13 protein-coding genes and 2 pseudogenes are annotated in these 14924 nt (G+C 67.8%); 5 read left to right on the top strand and 10 right to left on the bottom strand.

What is annotated here, in order from left to right; genetic code table 11:
- Positions 1-156: 156 nt before the first annotated feature.
- Together LI337_RS01140 and dhaK are read right to left on the bottom strand one after the other, a co-directional pair.
- Positions 157-1155: pseudogene (locus tag LI337_RS01140) on the bottom strand (S1C family serine protease); the annotation flags it as partial.
- Between the two features lie 174 nt (positions 1156-1329).
- Entirely contained in the window at positions 1330-2325 is a 996-nt protein-coding gene (gene dhaK, locus LI337_RS01135; protein ID WP_227227873.1) for a dihydroxyacetone kinase subunit DhaK, read from the bottom strand.
- A gap of 556 nt (positions 2326-2881) precedes the next feature.
- On the opposite strand from dhaK, the pseudogene LI337_RS01130 reads away from it, so the two are divergent.
- A pseudogene (locus LI337_RS01130) lies at positions 2882-3325 on the top strand (universal stress protein); the annotation flags it as partial.
- Between the two features lie 169 nt (positions 3326-3494).
- Here the strand turns inward: LI337_RS01130 and LI337_RS01125 are convergent.
- Complete coding sequence (locus tag LI337_RS01125) at positions 3495-3773, bottom strand: UPF0058 family protein (protein WP_227227872.1); 279 nt, start codon at positions 3771-3773, stop codon at positions 3495-3497.
- A gap of 66 nt (positions 3774-3839) precedes the next feature.
- Positions 3840-4055 carry a ribbon-helix-helix domain-containing protein gene (locus tag LI337_RS01120; RefSeq protein WP_227227871.1) on the bottom strand — a complete coding sequence of 72 codons (216 nt, stop codon included), beginning with the start codon at positions 4053-4055 and terminating at the stop codon, positions 3840-3842.
- 223 nt (positions 4056-4278) lie between these two features.
- Between LI337_RS01120 and LI337_RS01115 the strand changes: the two genes are divergently transcribed.
- On the top strand, positions 4279-4872 hold the full coding sequence (locus tag LI337_RS01115) for a sulfite oxidase-like oxidoreductase (protein WP_227227870.1): 594 nt from the start codon (positions 4279-4281) through the stop codon (positions 4870-4872).
- Between the two features lie 15 nt (positions 4873-4887).
- Here the strand turns inward: LI337_RS01115 and LI337_RS01110 are convergent, their stop codons facing one another.
- Entirely contained in the window at positions 4888-6690 is a 1803-nt protein-coding gene (locus tag LI337_RS01110) for a S9 family peptidase (protein WP_227227869.1), read from the bottom strand.
- 121 nt (positions 6691-6811) lie between these two features.
- On the opposite strand from LI337_RS01110, the gene LI337_RS01105 reads away from it, so the two are divergent.
- The 3 genes from LI337_RS01105 to LI337_RS01095 all read left to right on the top strand — a co-directional run bounded on the left by LI337_RS01105 (position 6812) and on the right by LI337_RS01095 (position 10182).
- Complete coding sequence (locus LI337_RS01105) at positions 6812-7870, top strand: glycosyltransferase (protein ID WP_227227868.1); 1059 nt, start codon at positions 6812-6814, stop codon at positions 7868-7870.
- 308 nt (positions 7871-8178) lie between these two features.
- Complete coding sequence (locus LI337_RS01100) at positions 8179-9333, top strand: dihydropteroate synthase (protein WP_227227867.1); 1155 nt, start codon at positions 8179-8181, stop codon at positions 9331-9333.
- A gap of 153 nt (positions 9334-9486) precedes the next feature.
- Complete coding sequence (locus LI337_RS01095) at positions 9487-10182, top strand: 6-hydroxymethylpterin diphosphokinase MptE-like protein (RefSeq protein WP_227227866.1); 696 nt, start codon at positions 9487-9489, stop codon at positions 10180-10182.
- Here the strand turns inward: LI337_RS01095 and LI337_RS01090 are convergent.
- Genes LI337_RS01090 through LI337_RS01070 form a run of 5 tightly spaced genes read right to left on the bottom strand, consistent with a single transcriptional unit; the run spans position 10159 to position 14687 of the window.
- Positions 10159-10329 carry a hypothetical protein gene (locus tag LI337_RS01090; protein ID WP_227227865.1) on the bottom strand — a complete coding sequence of 57 codons (171 nt, stop codon included), beginning with the start codon at positions 10327-10329 and terminating at the stop codon, positions 10159-10161. The genes LI337_RS01095 and LI337_RS01090 overlap by 24 nt on opposite strands.
- Positions 10326-11495 carry a hypothetical protein gene (locus tag LI337_RS01085; protein WP_227227864.1) on the bottom strand — a complete coding sequence of 390 codons (1170 nt, stop codon included), beginning with the start codon at positions 11493-11495 and terminating at the stop codon, positions 10326-10328. The genes LI337_RS01090 and LI337_RS01085 overlap by 4 nt, the downstream gene beginning before the upstream one ends.
- On the bottom strand, positions 11492-12673 hold the full coding sequence (locus tag LI337_RS01080) for a signal peptidase I (RefSeq protein WP_227227863.1): 1182 nt from the start codon (positions 12671-12673) through the stop codon (positions 11492-11494). Before LI337_RS01080 ends, LI337_RS01085 begins: the two co-directional genes overlap by 4 nt.
- Before the next feature lie 47 nt (positions 12674-12720).
- The gene (locus LI337_RS01075) at positions 12721-13707 is read right to left on the bottom strand and encodes a superantigen-like protein SSL4 (RefSeq protein ID WP_227227862.1); all 987 of its coding nucleotides are present in this window, start codon (positions 13705-13707) and stop codon (positions 12721-12723) included.
- Positions 13704-14687, bottom strand: a complete 984-nt coding sequence (locus LI337_RS01070; protein ID WP_227227861.1) for a hypothetical protein — start codon at positions 14685-14687, stop codon at positions 13704-13706. The genes LI337_RS01075 and LI337_RS01070 overlap by 4 nt, the downstream gene beginning before the upstream one ends.
- Between the last annotated feature and the right edge of the window lie 237 nt (positions 14688-14924).

Below are 14924 nucleotides of genomic sequence, written 5' to 3'. Positions count from 1 at the left end.
GTCACGACCGCTGTCGTCGTCGCCATCGCGCCTGTCACGATCACCACGACCGCTCCCGCCGCGTCGACCACCACGACCGCTATCACCACGGCCGCCACCGCCCCGTCCGCCACGACCACCGCCACCGCGTCCGCCTCGGCCGCGACCACCTCTGCGTCCCCCGCGCGTCCGATCACGGGGTGTCGCCGCCGGGCGTTCGCCGAGAACGACGCGGAGAGTCGTCTCCTGCCCGTCGCGGAGGACGTCGACCTTGACCGGTTCGCCCGGTCGCGTCTCGGTGATGAGATACCGCATCAGTTCCTCGTGGGCGCGCAGTTCGTGACCGTTGATCCCGACGATCACGTCGCCGCCGACCGGTATCTCTCTGCCTCGAACCGTCCGGCGTGTCGTGCAGGCGCGCAGGCTGTCCCCGCCGGTCGGCCCCTCGGTCACGTCCACGACGAGAACACCGCGTGGAGCGTCCAGTCCGTTCGCCTCGGCGACCGAGGGCGTCACGTCCAGCGTTCTGGCGCGAAGGTACGAGTGCCGGTACTTGCCGTCGCTGACGAGGTCCGGGACGACCCGGTGGACGATTGTCGGCGAGACCGCGAAGCCGATGTTGTCGCCGGACTTCGCGCGGTTGACGCCGACGACTTCGTAGGCCGGATCGTCGGGGTCGGCGTCCGCGGCGAGTGCCACGAGTGGGCCGCCGGAGTTGCCGGGGTTGATCGGCGCGTCGGTCTGGACCACGTCCGGGATGGCGAAGCCGTTGGAGGTCGCCATCGACCGGTTCGATCCGGAGACGATGCCCGCCGTGATCGAGCCCTCGAGACCGAGTGGGTTGCCGAGTGCGGCGACCGGGAGTCCCGGGGAAGGGTTCTCGCTTGCGACCGTCAGCGGCGTCGCTCTGGCCGGGAGGTCCGGGACTGCCACTACTGCGAGGTCGGTGTAGGCGTCCTCGCCGACGACTCTGCCGGTGCGCCACTGACCGTCCGAGAAGCGGAGTTCGACCTCTCGCTGGCCGGCGGTGACGTGCTGGTTCGTGAGCACGTGGCTGTCGTCGTAGACGAAGCCCGATCCCGACCCCATGCCGGGGCCGGTGCTGGCGACGTAGACGGAGACGACCGACGGGATCACGTCGCGGTACAGTCGTTCGAGGTCGATATCCTGTTGCATGAGTCTGCGCCGGTCGATCGCCGCAGATCGCCCGAACGCGGTCGAACAGGTGGCGAACGCCCCGACACTTACCATCGGTTAGGCCGAGCGCGTATATCACCTTGTCGCGTGGTGGCGTGCCTCGAGCACGACAGCGAAAGAAGACGGATCGAGAGTCGTGGATGGCTGTGCGACTCAGACCTTCAGCGCGGGGGTGTCGGCCGGTGCGTCCAGCAGGTCTTTCAGTTCGTCGTCCACCGCACAGACCGTGATCGAACAGCCCATCATGTCGAGTGAGGTCATGTAGTCGCCGACCCACGCGTCGTAGGTCTCCAGACCGTGGTCGTGCATCAGTTGCTGGAGGCGACGGTTGACGACGAACAGTTCCGACAGGGGCGTGCCACCCATCCCGTTGACGATGGTGACGACCTCCTGTCCCGCGTCGAGGTCGAGGTCGTCGAGGACGTTCTGTGTCAGGTGGTCGGTGATCTCGTCGGCGGACATGACGTCGGTACGCTCGGTGCCCGGTTCGCCGTGGATCCCGATGCCGAGTTCGATCTCGTCCTCGCCGAGGTCGAAGGTCGGTTCGCCCTTCTCCGGCGTCACACAGGAGGTGAGCGCCATCCCCATCGTCCCGACGTTGTCGATGACTTTCTCCGCGACCCGCTTCACTTCCGCGAGGTCCGCGCCCTCGGCGGCCTTCGCGCCGGCGACCTTGTGGACGAGGATGGTCCCGCAGACACCTCTGCGGCCGGAGGTGTACAGCGAGTCCTCCACCGCGACGTCGTCGTTGACGACGACCTGTTCGACGTCGACGTCTTCCATCCCGGCCATCTCGCCGGCGGTGTCGAAGTTCATCACGTCGCCCTCGTAGTTCTTCACGACACAGAGGACGCCCTCGCCGGCGTCACAGGCCTGGATCATCGCGTCGAGTTGGTCGGCGGTCGGCGAGGTGAATATCTCGCCGGCGGCCGCGCCGTCCAACATCCCGTCGCCGATGTAGCCCGCGTGTGTCGGTTCGTGGCCACTGCCGCCGCCGGAGACGATACCGACCTTCCCCGCGACCGGCGCGTCAGACCGCACCAGCACCTCGTTTCCGTCCAGCCGTCGGAGCCGATCCGGGTACGCGGCGACCATCCCGTCCAGCATCTCGTCGACCACGTCACCCGGCTCGTTGATGAGTTTCTTCATGGTGCACGTTACCATTCCTGTCTCCGGGCAAAAGCTTTGCTCGGGACTCACGCCCGGAGTGACTGGAAGGAAGGCTGTTCGGCCGTGTGAGCCACGAATAGCTGTTCGGGGTGGAGTTCGAGCGGTTCAGTCTGTGAGTCTGCGGACGGCGCGCGCGAGGCGTCGTCCTCGTGAGGGGACCGAACAGGGCGAGACCGAGGGGCTCGCTGGCAGTCGGCGCGGCGCGCCGGTGACGAGGGTCAGCGAGAGCGTGTCTCTCGCCAGACGTGCGAGGGAGTCGGATGCGGGCGGTGCGGAGAGCATCCGACGAGGCTGGGGAGGTCCGAGGTGCGGTGCTGTCGGCGGGTGCGGTGTGGATCCAGTCGCGGGTGCTGTCGCCAGCCCGGAACCCGGCGAGCCACCCGGCTCCGACACCCCTCGTCGCCTTCCAGGCTCGGTCGTCACCCGATTCGGGAGCACCGTCACTGACCGATCCGCTGTCGTCACTTCCAGGTGGTCGCACCGGTTCGCGCGAAATCTTCTTACCTGACCGACGAGAAGCGTGGTACGAGAGAACATGGCACTGTACGACCGCGTGCTCGTTCCGACCGACGGATCGGCCGGCGTCGAGCGCGCGATCACCCACGCGATCCACCTCGCGGCCGCCCACGACGCGAAGATCCACGCGATCTACGTCGTCAACACCGCCGGCCTCGCCGGTCTCCCGATGGAGGCCTCGATGGAAGGAGTCGACGAGATGCTGCGCTCGGACGCCGACAGCGCACTGGAGCAGGTTCGCGAGTGCGCCGAGGGCTCCGGCGTCGACGTGACGACCCACGTCATCGACGGGTCGCCCAGCACCGAGATCGTCCAGTACGCCGAGCGAGAGGGCTGTGACCTGATCGTCATGGGCACTCACGGACGCGGTGGGATCGACCGACTGCTGCTCGGGAGTGTCGCAGAGAAGGTCGTCCGCGCCTCGAACGTCCCCGTGTTGACGCTCCGCGTCGGCGACGAAGCGCCCGGAGAACCGACCTGAGCGGCGGAAACAAGCGATCGCTGGTGGGAGGTCGGTGATCGAGAGCGAGAGAAGCGGCCGGCGGCGAGAAGTGTGAGACGAGATGGGGTGACGAGAGAGTCGGTTTACTGCTGTCGCTCCGTGAGACGACCGACCGCGGGACCGACCCGGCTCAGAGTTTCGACTCGGCGTCCTTGGCGAGTTCCTCCATCCGCTTGCCGACCCGGCCGGCGTTGGAGAACTCGTCTTCGCTCATCGCGGTGGCGAGTGCGTTGCCGAGGACGAAGACGGCGTGTTTGTGCTCGCTCTTGGACTTGTGGACGTGCGACGGATCGACGCCGAGTCCCTCGTAGGGTTCGAACAGTTCGTCGTCGACCGTGTTCTGCGAGCGGAAGTGGTTCATGATCGTGACCATCTGTTCGTGCAGTTCGAGAAGCTCGTCTTTGTGCATGAGCGTCCCTATGCACTGTAGCCCGCTTAAGCGTTATTGGGCACTTGTCGCACACCCGAGACGAGTTTAGAAGACGTACTCGTCGTCGTGGCCCATCATCCCGTCGTCCTCGAAGCCCGGTTCCTGCTCGTCGTCCATCGGCCCGCTCGTCTTGTACGCTTTCAATCCGGTCGAGAGGAGTTCTTCGACCGCCTCCTCCCGGTTCATGAACTCACCCTGCTCGACGAGCTGGGTGATCTGCATCTCAAGATGTTCGGGGATAGTGATCTCGACTTTCGGCATTCTGAACGGCCGGGGATTTGAAGGGGGTATATATAAGTCTGGCGGGGGCGGGATACGCCGTTTTCGGTCCGTTTTCGGTCGATACCGAACTCGAGTCGGGAGAACGAACAGATTTCTTTCGATTCTGGACAGTGATCTTTCGTCTCTCCGGGTTCCACCGGGGCACTCGGAGTCACACGGGCCGAGTCGGAACGCCTACCACGGTCGCGGTCCTGGGTCGGGTATGACGAGGAACGTCACGGACCTCTACCGGAAGTTCGGCGACGACCGCCTCCCGCCGGGACAGCGGGAGACCAGTCGCTTCCCCGTGTTGTCGAAGAGCGGGACGCCGTCCGGCGATCCGGACTCGTGGGGGATCGAGGTGTGGGGCGCAGTCGAGGAGCCACTGGACGCGACACTGCCGGAGTTCCGCGAGTTGCCGAGCGAGACGCAGGTGCAGGACTTCCACTGTGTCACCGGGTGGTCGAAGTTCGACTGCGAGTTCACGGGTGTCACGTTCCCGACGCTGGCGGACCACGTCGGCGTCCACGACGACGCGGTCCACGTCATGTTCCACGCCGCAGACGGCTACACGACGAATCTCCCGCTCTCGGACTGTCTGCGCGACGAGGTACTGTTGACGTGGGCGTACGACGATGACCCACTGCCGGCGGACCACGGCGGGCCACTGCGCGTCGTCACGCCACACAAGTACGCCTACAAAGGTGCGAAGTGGGTGACGGGCGTCGAGTTCTTGACCGACCCGGAGCGCGGCTACTGGGAGAAGCGTGGCTACTCGAACACGGCGAACCCGTGGAACGAGGAACGCTACAGCTGAGCCGACGACCCTCGCTCAGACGTGGTCGTCGAGGAACTCCGCGATGGCGCGGTAGGCCGCCTTTCGGTTCTCCAACTTCGAGAAGCCGTGGCCCTCGTCCTCGAAGATGAGTTCTCGGACCGGCACGCCCTGAGCGCGGGCCTGCTCGACGATCTGGTGGGCCTCCGCGACCGGGACCCGAGGGTCGTTCTCGCCGTGGAGGACGAACAGCGGCGCTTCGATCTTCTCGATGTTGTTGGTCGGCGAGATGGATTCGAGGAACTCCCGGTCGTCCGCCAGAGAGCCGTACTCCGCCTCGCGGTGTTCGCGCCGCCACTCGCCGGTGTTCTCTAAGAACGTGACGAAGTTGGCGATCCCGACCACGTCGACGCCGGCGGCCCACAGGTCCGGATACTCCGTCAGCGCCGCGAGAACCATGAACCCGCCGTAAGAGCCGCCGTAGGCGACGATCCGGTCCGGGTCCACTGCGGGGTGGTCGTGGAGCCACTCGACGCCCGCTTCGATGTCTGCGACCGAGTCCATCCGGTTGCGCACGTCGTCTAGGCGCGTGTACTCCTTCCCGTAGCCCGTCGACCCGCGGACGTTCGGTTCGAAGTAGGCGTAGCCCCGCGAGAGGAAGTACTGCTTCACGCCGTTGAACGAGGGACGGCGCTGGGACTCCGGCCCGCCGTGGATGTCCACGATGACCGGCGTCTCACCGGTGCCGGTGTCCGTCTCGGGGAGCGAGAAGAACGCCGGAATCTCCCGGCCGTCGAAGGTCGGGTAGTGGACGAGTTCCGGTTCGACGAACGTCTCCGGCGGGATACCGGCGGTCGAGGCGCGCGTCCAGCGCGTCGCCTCGCCGGTCTCCAGGTCCACGACGTGGACGTTGGTGTTCAGCGTGCTCCCGGTCGCAGTGACGGCGAACCGCTCCGCGTCGGGGTCGAAGCTGATCCCGCCCGAGACCGACAGGGGGAGGTCGACCTGTCCGAACTCGTCGATCTCACCCGAGTCGTCGAGTTCGCCGGTCGTCAGTTCGGTGTAGCCGTCGACGTTCCGGGCGTACACCACCCGACCCGTCTCGTGGTGGATCGCCACGCTGTCGACGTTCCAGTCGCCACCGGTGACGACCGTCTCCAGCGACAGGTCCGCCAGGTCGAGACGGGCGAGTTCCAGCGTGTCCGCGTCGGCGTCGGTCGTGACGTACACCGACTCGCCGTCCGGTGCCCACGCGAGACTGCCGAAGCGCGTCGCCTCGTCGTGTGGCGTCAGATGCCGGCGGTCGCCGGAGTCGAGGTCGAGGACGTGGACGTCGTGGTCGTAGTTCGAGTGCATCTCGTGGAGCAGGATGCGGTCGTCGTCGGGGCTCCAGCCGACCGCGGAGTACCAGCCGTCGCTCTCTGCGACCAGCGTCGCCGCCTCGCCGACTGCCTCGCGGTCCTGCACGTAGACGTCGAAGACGCGTTCGTCGCGCCGGTTCGAGGTGAACGCGAACTGCTCGCCGTCGTGGCTCCAGCCGCCCCACTGGTGTTTCTTCTCCGGGTGGCGCGTCAGGTCGGTGATCTCGCCGGCGTCGGGGTCGAGTCGGTAGAACTGCGTGCGTTCGTTGCCACCCTCGTCCATCCCGAAGACGAGTTCCCGACGTTCGGGCGACCACGACGCGAAGGAGACCTGTTCGTCGTAGAACGTCCGACGGTCCGGCCACGCCTCCGGGCCGTCGAGCGTCCACACCTGGTGGGTGCCGGTGGTGTTCATCAGAAACGAGAGGTGGTCGCCGTCGGGACCGAACGACGCCCCGGCCGCACTCTCGACGGCCAGATACCGGTCGATGTCGAACATACCTCCGCTACCGCTGGCACGGGCAAACCGTTTCGGGTGGCGGAACCGGCGGCGAGGCGAACAGTCCGAGTCCGGCCCGGAACACACTGGATTTTTATGCCACTGATTCGTCGCCGGGGGTATGCGCGTCGCGTTCGTCTCGCCGTGGACGACTCACCGACGGGAGACACCCGTCACGCGCCGAACGCGACACACTGCACGACTTCTCGCCGAGCGTGGGCACGACGTGACCGTGCTGTGTGCCCGCTGGTGGGAGGGTCACCTACCGGCGTTCACCCACGAGGGCGTCGAGTACCGTGCGGTCACCCGCGACGACTCTGCCGGTCGGTTCGGCTCCCGACTGCCGGTCGCGCTCGCCCGCGTCGACCCGGACGTGATCCAGGTCGTCGCCAACCCCGCGACTCTCGTCGTGACGGCAGGCGTCGCTGGGACGCTCCTCCGGACGCCGGTCGTCGCGGACTGGTGGGCGGACGACGACGACGCGTCCGGGCGAGCGCGCCGACTGGCGGTTCGGGCGGTAGACGGCGTGGTCACACCCTCCCGGACGGTCAAGACCCAGATCAGAGAGCACGGCGCGGCCGAGGCGTCGGTGCGCGTGGTGCCGGACCCGGTGGACTACGACCTGATCCGCGAGTCCCCCGTCGACGACCGGGCCGACGTGGTCTACGCCCGCGATCTGGACGACGACGCGAACGTCGAGAGTTTTCTGCTCGCGCTGGCAGAGCTTCGGGACCGCGACTGGCGCGCGGCGGTGATCGGCGACGGCCCGGCCCGCGCCGACGCCGAGCAGACCGCGCGGGACCTCCGGATCGACGACCGGGTAGAGTTCCTCGGCGATCTCCCGATCGAAGAGCGCGTCCCGATTCTGAAGGGTGCGCACGTCTTCGCGCAGACCGCGACGCGGGAGGCGTTCGCCACGAACCTGCTGTGGGCGCTGGCCTGTGGCTGTGTCGGCATCGTGGAGTACCAGGCCGGGTCCAGCGCGCACGAACTCGTCGAGGGCCGCGACCGCGGTTACCGGGTGACGAGTCCGCAGGAACTCGCCGACGAGATCGTCGCCGCCAGTGACGTCCCACACTCGACGGTCGGCGAGGCGTTCACCGACTACGACGAGTTCCCGGTACTGGAGCAGTATCTGGACTGCTACCGGGACGTGCTGGACGAGCGTGGGCTGTTCTGAGGCCGAGTCGAGTACGGGCCGGTGGGGTACCCGATCGGGCGAGTCGGAGACGCGAACTCGGGTGCGTCGCCCGCGAGGCTTGGGAAGGGTGAGGTGTGGTGCTGTGCTGTCGCGGTGCGGATGCGGTTCCTCGCGCTACTAGCCGTGGCGGTCGCTGTCGCGGTCACAGTAGTCCGTCACGGTCACGGTCGCGCCGGAATCTGCTCGCGCCGTCTCACCGAACCAGAGCGGAGTCCGCCGAGACTCACACGGCTGTCGTCGCTCGACACATCGGACCGCCTAAGGTCGTCGCGCCCGATTCGAATTCCATGCGAAACGTGGACGCCGCAGGCCTCGGGATCGGCGACGACTACCCGCCGCGAATCATGGGCGTGTTGAACGTCAGCAAAGAGTCGCCGTACAAACCGAGCGTCTTCGACGACGCGAGTGCGGCGGCCGAGTACGTCGACGAGGACCTGATCGGCGAAGGGGCCGACATCGTGGACGTGGGACTCGAATCGGCGAACAAGAAGTTCGAGGTGCTCTCCGCCGAACAGGAACTCGACCGCCTCGACACCGCCATCGAGGTGATGGAGTCCACCTCCGGCGACGCGATCTGGTCGATCGAGACGCGTTACCACGAAGTCGCCGACGCCGCCCTCTCGGCCGGCTACGACATGGTCAACGACATCTGTGGCTTCGCCGACCCGAAGATGCCCGAAGTGTGTGCGGAGTACGACGCCGCAGTCGGGAAGATGGCGTCTCCGCCGGACCTCGAACGCCCCGGCGCGGTCGAAGACGTCGACGACATCTACGAGGCCCTCAAGCTGAACGGGTTGACCGACAAGACGATCGTCGACCCGGCTTTCGGCGGGTGGTCCGAAGCGAAGACCCTCGAAGACGACCGCGAGACGTTCCACTGCCTCCGGGAGTTCCGCGGCCTCGGCCAGCCGATTCTGGTGTCGATCAACCGGAAGAACTTCCTCCGGGACATCGCCGGCAGAGACACCGATGAGGCACTGCCCGTCTCGCTGGCCGCCACGTCGATGGCGGTCGAGCGCGGTGCGCACGTGATCCGGACCCACGACGTGGCCGAAACCCGCGACGCCGCGCTGATCGGCGCGGAGTTCGCCCGCGACCGACTGCGCGTCGATCCCTCGGAGAACGCGATCGGCGTCGAGGAACTCGACGTGACGACGACCCGCGAGGCCGACCGCCACCTCGAACGACTCGGCGGGAACCCGGACGCCGCGAGCGAGGCAGTCTCGCGGGTGTACGAACTCTCGGGGCTGTCGCCTGAGGACCGCGGTGCCCTCCGCGCCGCGAGTGCCGACACCGGCGTCGTCTTCCTGGAGGCCGACGACCCCGGTCGCGGACTGCTGTTCGGGACGCCCGGCGCGCTCACGGCGCTCGAAACGGCTGGATCGGGCGTCTCGGCGGCGCTAGACGACGCACTCGGGGAGATCGGTGGGTCTGTCGAGTAAGAGAAAACTTATGCCGTATCCACCTAAACTGTCATTCGGACGCCGGAAGGGCACACGGGTAGGGGTACTTGGTGCCACTCCGGCCCAAACTCAACAGTTCCCCGAGAGTCATCGTACTCCGGGCTTCTTCGACGACCACCTGCGGAGTGACACGTGAACTTCCAGACGTGGGAGCCGGTCTACGAAGCGATTCTCGCGGACTTCGGCTACGACAGAGCCGGCGACGAACACGCCCGCGACGTGCTCGCCGATCTGACGAGGCCCTTCGACACCGATCGACTTCGGCCCATCGCGGGCAGTCGCGTCGCGGTCGCCGGTGCCGCTCCCTCGTTGGCCGACGAGACCGAACTCGCAGCGCAGGCCGACTACGTCGTCGCCGCCTCGACAGCGGGTGACGTGCTCCGAGCGGCGGGCGTCGAGATCGACCTCCTCGTCACCGATCTGGACAAGACGCCGGAGACCGCCCGGGACCTCACACGCGAGGGTATCCCGGTCGCGGCCCACGCCCACGGTGACAACGTCCCGGCGGTCCGCGAGTGGGTGCCAGCGTTCGCGCGTGACAACGTCCTGCCGACGACGCAGGCCGAACCGGTCGGCCCGGTGGCCAACTACGGCGGGTTCACGGACGGGGACCGTGGGGCGTTCCTCGCGGACGCGTTCGGTGCCGAGACACTGGTGTTTCCGGGGTGGGACTTCGACGATCAGTCGGTCGATCCGGAGAAGGCGAAGAAACTGGACTGGGCAGAGCGACTGCTCGGCTGGTTAGAACGTCGTCGCGGCGAACAGTTCGCGGTCCTCGACGGCCGACGGGAGTCGCTGGTCCCGTTAGACGACGAACAGCAGGAGTAGTTCGGCGAGTAGCGCGATCAGCAGGAGGTAGCACAACACGACGAGCGCGTTGCGCTTGGGTGCGTTCGCCCGAAGTCCGGGGACACTCCACAGGAGCGAGCGAGACGGGCGTCTTGCCGTCATGCCGCTCGCTCCGGCGTCACTCATTCGCCCGCCTCGTCGGGTGTCTGTGACGCCTCGGTGTCAGCCGAACCGGTCGAGTCGGTCGAGTCAGACGAGTCGGTCGAATCACCCGATCCGGCCGAGTCTGTCGTCTCGGCTGCCGACGACCCTGCTTCGGTCGTCTCTGTCGCTTCCGACGATTCAGTCTCTGTCTTCGTCTCGTCGGTCGGAGTCTCGGTCGAAGACGACTCGGTGGATTCCTCGGTCGGAGAGGACTCAGTCGGTGTCTCTGTCGGCGTGTCTTCGGTCGGCGCTTCGGTTTGTGTCTCGGTTGGCGTCTCCTCCGTTGGAGCCTCGGTCGGTGCCTCCTCCGTTGGAGCCTCTTCTGTCGGCGTCTCCTCCGTTGGAGTCTCGGTCGGTGCCTCCTCTGTTGGAGCCTCGGTCGGAGCCTCTTCGGTGGGTGTCTCGGTCGGCGTCTCGCCCGAGGGACCTTCCGTGGGCGTCTCCTCGGTCGTGCTGTTCGGGTCCTCGGTCGGCGCTTCCGTCGTGGAGTTCGGCTCCTCACCGGGCGCGGTCGGCGTCTCGGTGGTCGGATCGCTCACGGGCACCTCGGACTCGACAGCCCGGAACGTCACGGTCCGGTCGGCCCAGTCGAGCGTCTGGAACTGCACGGACCCGGCGGCGGTCGTGTCGTAGCCGGTCACCACGCCGTCGATCCGGAGTTCGACGACTGCCGGGTCGAACGCCGAGAGGCCCAGTGCGCCGGCGAGCAGATCGCCGTTCACGGCGACCGTCGCGGGGGTCTGTTCGCTCCCGGCGAGCGTGAACTGGACGCTGTCGGGGCCGACGCTGTCGAGTCTGACGACGTAGACCGGTTCTGCGGTCTCGTTCGACTCGTCGGACTCGGTGGTCGAGACCGTCGAGAGGACCGAGAACGACGCCGTTCCGGTGTCGTCGGCGACCGCGGTGAAGCCGTCCGGCCAGTCGGCGGTCTCGGCGGTCAGTCCCTCGAACGTCAGCGTGAGGGGCGTCCCGACGAGGTCCGACTGCTGGTCGTCCGGCGCGGCACCGAAGACGACGACCGGGACGTTGGCGACTTCGCTGTCGCCGAGTCGGGCGTCCGTGCCGACGCCGCTCCCGGCGAGCGCGAAGACGAGGACGACCGCCATCGCCAGTGCCGCGAGGCGTCCCGTGGGTCCGAGTCGGCTCATTCCTCACCTCCGTCCGTCACCGGGCGCGGTGGTTCGACGGTGGTGCCGAAGAACCACTCCATCGACGCGTCGAGGGTGTCGTCGGCGTCGACGTCGGCGGCCAGTTCCGGGTCCGGTTCTGGCTGTGGCGCGGGGGCGGTGTAGACCGTGCCGGCGTCGATCAGGACGTACTCGTCCGTCTCGGGGTCGTGGACCACCGGGTGGCCGGTGTCCCGGCCGAGCGTCACCAGCGCGGTCGCGTCGGCGAGCGTCACGGTCGGCAGGTCGCGGATCGCGGCCGGGATGGTCGCCTGCGGGACTGCGGCCGAGGCGGTGGTAGTGATACCAGCGCCGGCCTGGACCGTCCCGTCGGCGGTCGGGTCGTCACCACCGAACTGGCGGAGGCCGACGACGAGCAGGAACGTCGTGGTCGCGGCGACCGCCACGGCGACGAGCCACGCCTCGCGGCGCTCGTAGGCGAAGTAGCCACTGAAGAGCGCCGCGACCGCGAGGACGACTGCGGCGACCGCGAGGTCCCGCTGACTGAACGTCAGGTTGTCGTCGTCCGGGCCGGTCGGCTCGTCGGCTCGCGCCGACTCGCCGTCGGTGGCGTAGGCGGCACCAGTGGTGGTCGCGTCGGCTCCGACACCGGGTTCGGTGTCGCGCCTCGACGCGCCGGCGTTGCCCCGGATCATGCTCCAGACCTCGGTGATGAGGAGGAGGCCGAAGGGGATCACCACGAGGGCGACGAAGCCCAGCGGGGAGTTGACGAACTGGACGACGTAGCCGATGAACGGGATGGTCAGGACGACCTTCCCGACGACGCGGTCGGGGGTGACCACGCTGGCGTCGACGTCCTCGTTCGCGTCACCTTTCGTGACGAACGCGAGGCCGGCGTCACCGTTCACGACGTCCATCACCCGGTGGGTCGTGGGGATGTCGTTCGCGGCCGAGCGCTGGAAGGTGATCACGTCCCCGGCGACGATGGAAGCCGGGTCGACCGCGTCCACGACGACCGCGTCGCCGGGACTGATCGCCGGTTCCATCGACCCCGTGAGGACGACGTAGCTCTGGTCGGCCCCGATCACGCCGGGGACGGCGTAGACCGCGAAGGGCGCGAGGAGAGCGAGCAACAGCAGGAGGGCGAGCACGTTCCGTGCTCCCCACCTGCCGCCTGTGAAACGTGAGAGTGATGTCATTGGTTCGAGATGGTGTTTCGAGTGGTTAGGTATGGGTCACGTACCGGCTACGCCCGCCCACCGCCGACGTTCGGGTCGACCGACTCGGGTGTCGATTCGGTCGCCGTCGTCTCGGTGGACTGCTGTTCGGTCGGTTGCTGTTCGGTGGTCGATTGTTCTGCGGTGGGTGTCTCGGTCTCGGCGGTGGACGACTCGGGAGTCGCTTCGTCGGGGGTCGATTCCTCGGGAGTCGACTCGGTCTCCGACGACTCGGGAGTCGGGTCCGTCTCGGTTTCGGTGGAGGCTGAGTCGGACTCGGTCGTCGACTCCTCGGGGGCTTTCGGTTCCTCGGGATCGGACGCCGGTTCCTCGAAGACGCCGACCGAGCCACAGGGGCCGACTGGCGACCGGGCGAAGGGGTTCTCCGTCGCGGTCGCGTGTCGGCACTGGTGGCCGACGAACTCGACCGGGAGGTGGAACGCCGTCTCGCCGACGTAGTCCTCGTCCAGCGCGATCCGGAGTGCGAGTCGGATCGGGTCGCCGTCGTCCCGTGTGTCGAGGCAGGCGTCGTCGGCCGTCGCGCGCAGTGGCACGCCGGTCCGGGCACCGTCACCAGTCTCCAGCGACAGGAGATCGGCGAGCGACGCGGGACCGACGATGGACTGGCCGTCGAGGTCGCCGTCGTCGTAGGCCAGTTCGACCGTCACGTCGTCGGCCGGCACGTCCGACTCCTCGGGACAGAGCAGGCGAACCCAGACGAACGCGGCGTTGTTGAAGTCGGTCGCGCCCTGCGGGAGGTCCACGGTGATCGACACCGTGCTCTCGGTGCCGGCCTCGGTGGTCGGCACGCGCGCGAGGTTCGCGTCCGACTCGGACGCGCCGGAGGGGTACGACCACGTGACTTCGAGGTCGAGTGCGCCGCCGGCGAGGCCGGCCGCGAGTCCTTCGGTGTCGGAGAGGAGCGCCCCCGTGCCGAGGCCGGTCAGCGCGCCTGCCGCGCCGACGCCGGTCAGGCCGGCGAGCAGTTCTCTGCGGGAGATGCCGTCGAAGGTCATCTGTCGCCTCCTCGCCCACGGCCGCGACCGTTGCCAGTCGCCTCCGCGACGGTCGCCCCGGTGAAGGGGTTCACGTCGTCGGTGTTCGGGGAACACTCGGTCAGCGCGAAGACAAACTCGAACTGGACCGCGTCGGTCTGTGCGACGTTCGGGGCGTCGGCCGCGAACTGCCAGTCGAGGCCGAGACAGCGTGGCTGGTTCGGCGCGAGACAGCCGTTCCCGCCGACGAGCGTCTCGTCGTCGAGTCTGATGCCTTCGGACAGCGACTGGTAGTCGGGGTGGAGGAACGCGCCGCTGTCGTCGGTCTCGAAGAGTCGACCCTCGGCGATCGTCTGCTCGCCCACGTCCCGGGTCCCGTTGCAGGCACCGGTGAAGCCGGCTCCGTTGCCGAGGACGCCGGTGTCGTACCAGAGGTCGAAGTCGAGGTAGTTCTGGAGTTCGCCGAGCGTCTCGGTCGTGTCGCCGGCCGTCGCCTCGGGTTCCCGGATCTGGTTCTCGGTGAACCCCGTGATCGGGTCGTCGCTCCCGTCGGCGGGGACCGCCCGGACCGCGAACCAGACGTTCGCGGGGGCGTTCTCCGCGAGGAGGCCGATACCGAGCGACCCGGCGTCGCCCGGCATCGCGTCGGGAACCCGGACCACCGGGCCGGTCACGTCCGCGACGTAGACCGCCTGATCGCCGAAGGCGTCCTCGGTCTGTTCGTCGACGGGCGAGTCGAGTGGCCGGTCGTTGTAGGTCTGATACCACGCGATCTTGAGTCGGGGCAACGAGCCGTTGCCGTTGTTCCCGCCGTTTCCACCGTTGCCGTTCTGGCCGTTGCCGTCGGTGCCGTCCGGCTGGGCGTAGGTGAATCGCGTGTAGGGTGGGGCACCACCGGACAGGACCCCCTGTCCGAGGCCCGCACCCGCCGTGAGCAGGCCGACCCCGCCGATCCCGGCGAGTACCTTCCTGCGTGTGATGAGTCGTGAGTCGTGTGTCATGATGGTCCCCGAGGGGAAGACCCACCGGCGGAGTCGAACCGCCGACCGCCCGCGTGGGCAGGGGCGGAGACACCCGTGGTCTCTGTCCCTTGGTTCGCCAGAACCGGCATTAGGTATGTCTCGCGTACCCCGCCGATCTCGGCGGTATGGCGTCCGTACCGCGCCCTACCGCGTCGTTAGGACGCTGTAAGACGGTGTGTCGATACCGGCTTCTGTCGCTCGATACTGACCCGTTTC

The sequence above is a fragment of the Salinirubrum litoreum genome (genome assembly GCF_020567425.1).
Lineage (GTDB): Archaea > Halobacteriota > Halobacteria > Halobacteriales > Haloferacaceae > Salinirubrum > Salinirubrum litoreum.
This window is presented reverse-complemented; position numbering and strand designations above follow the sequence as displayed.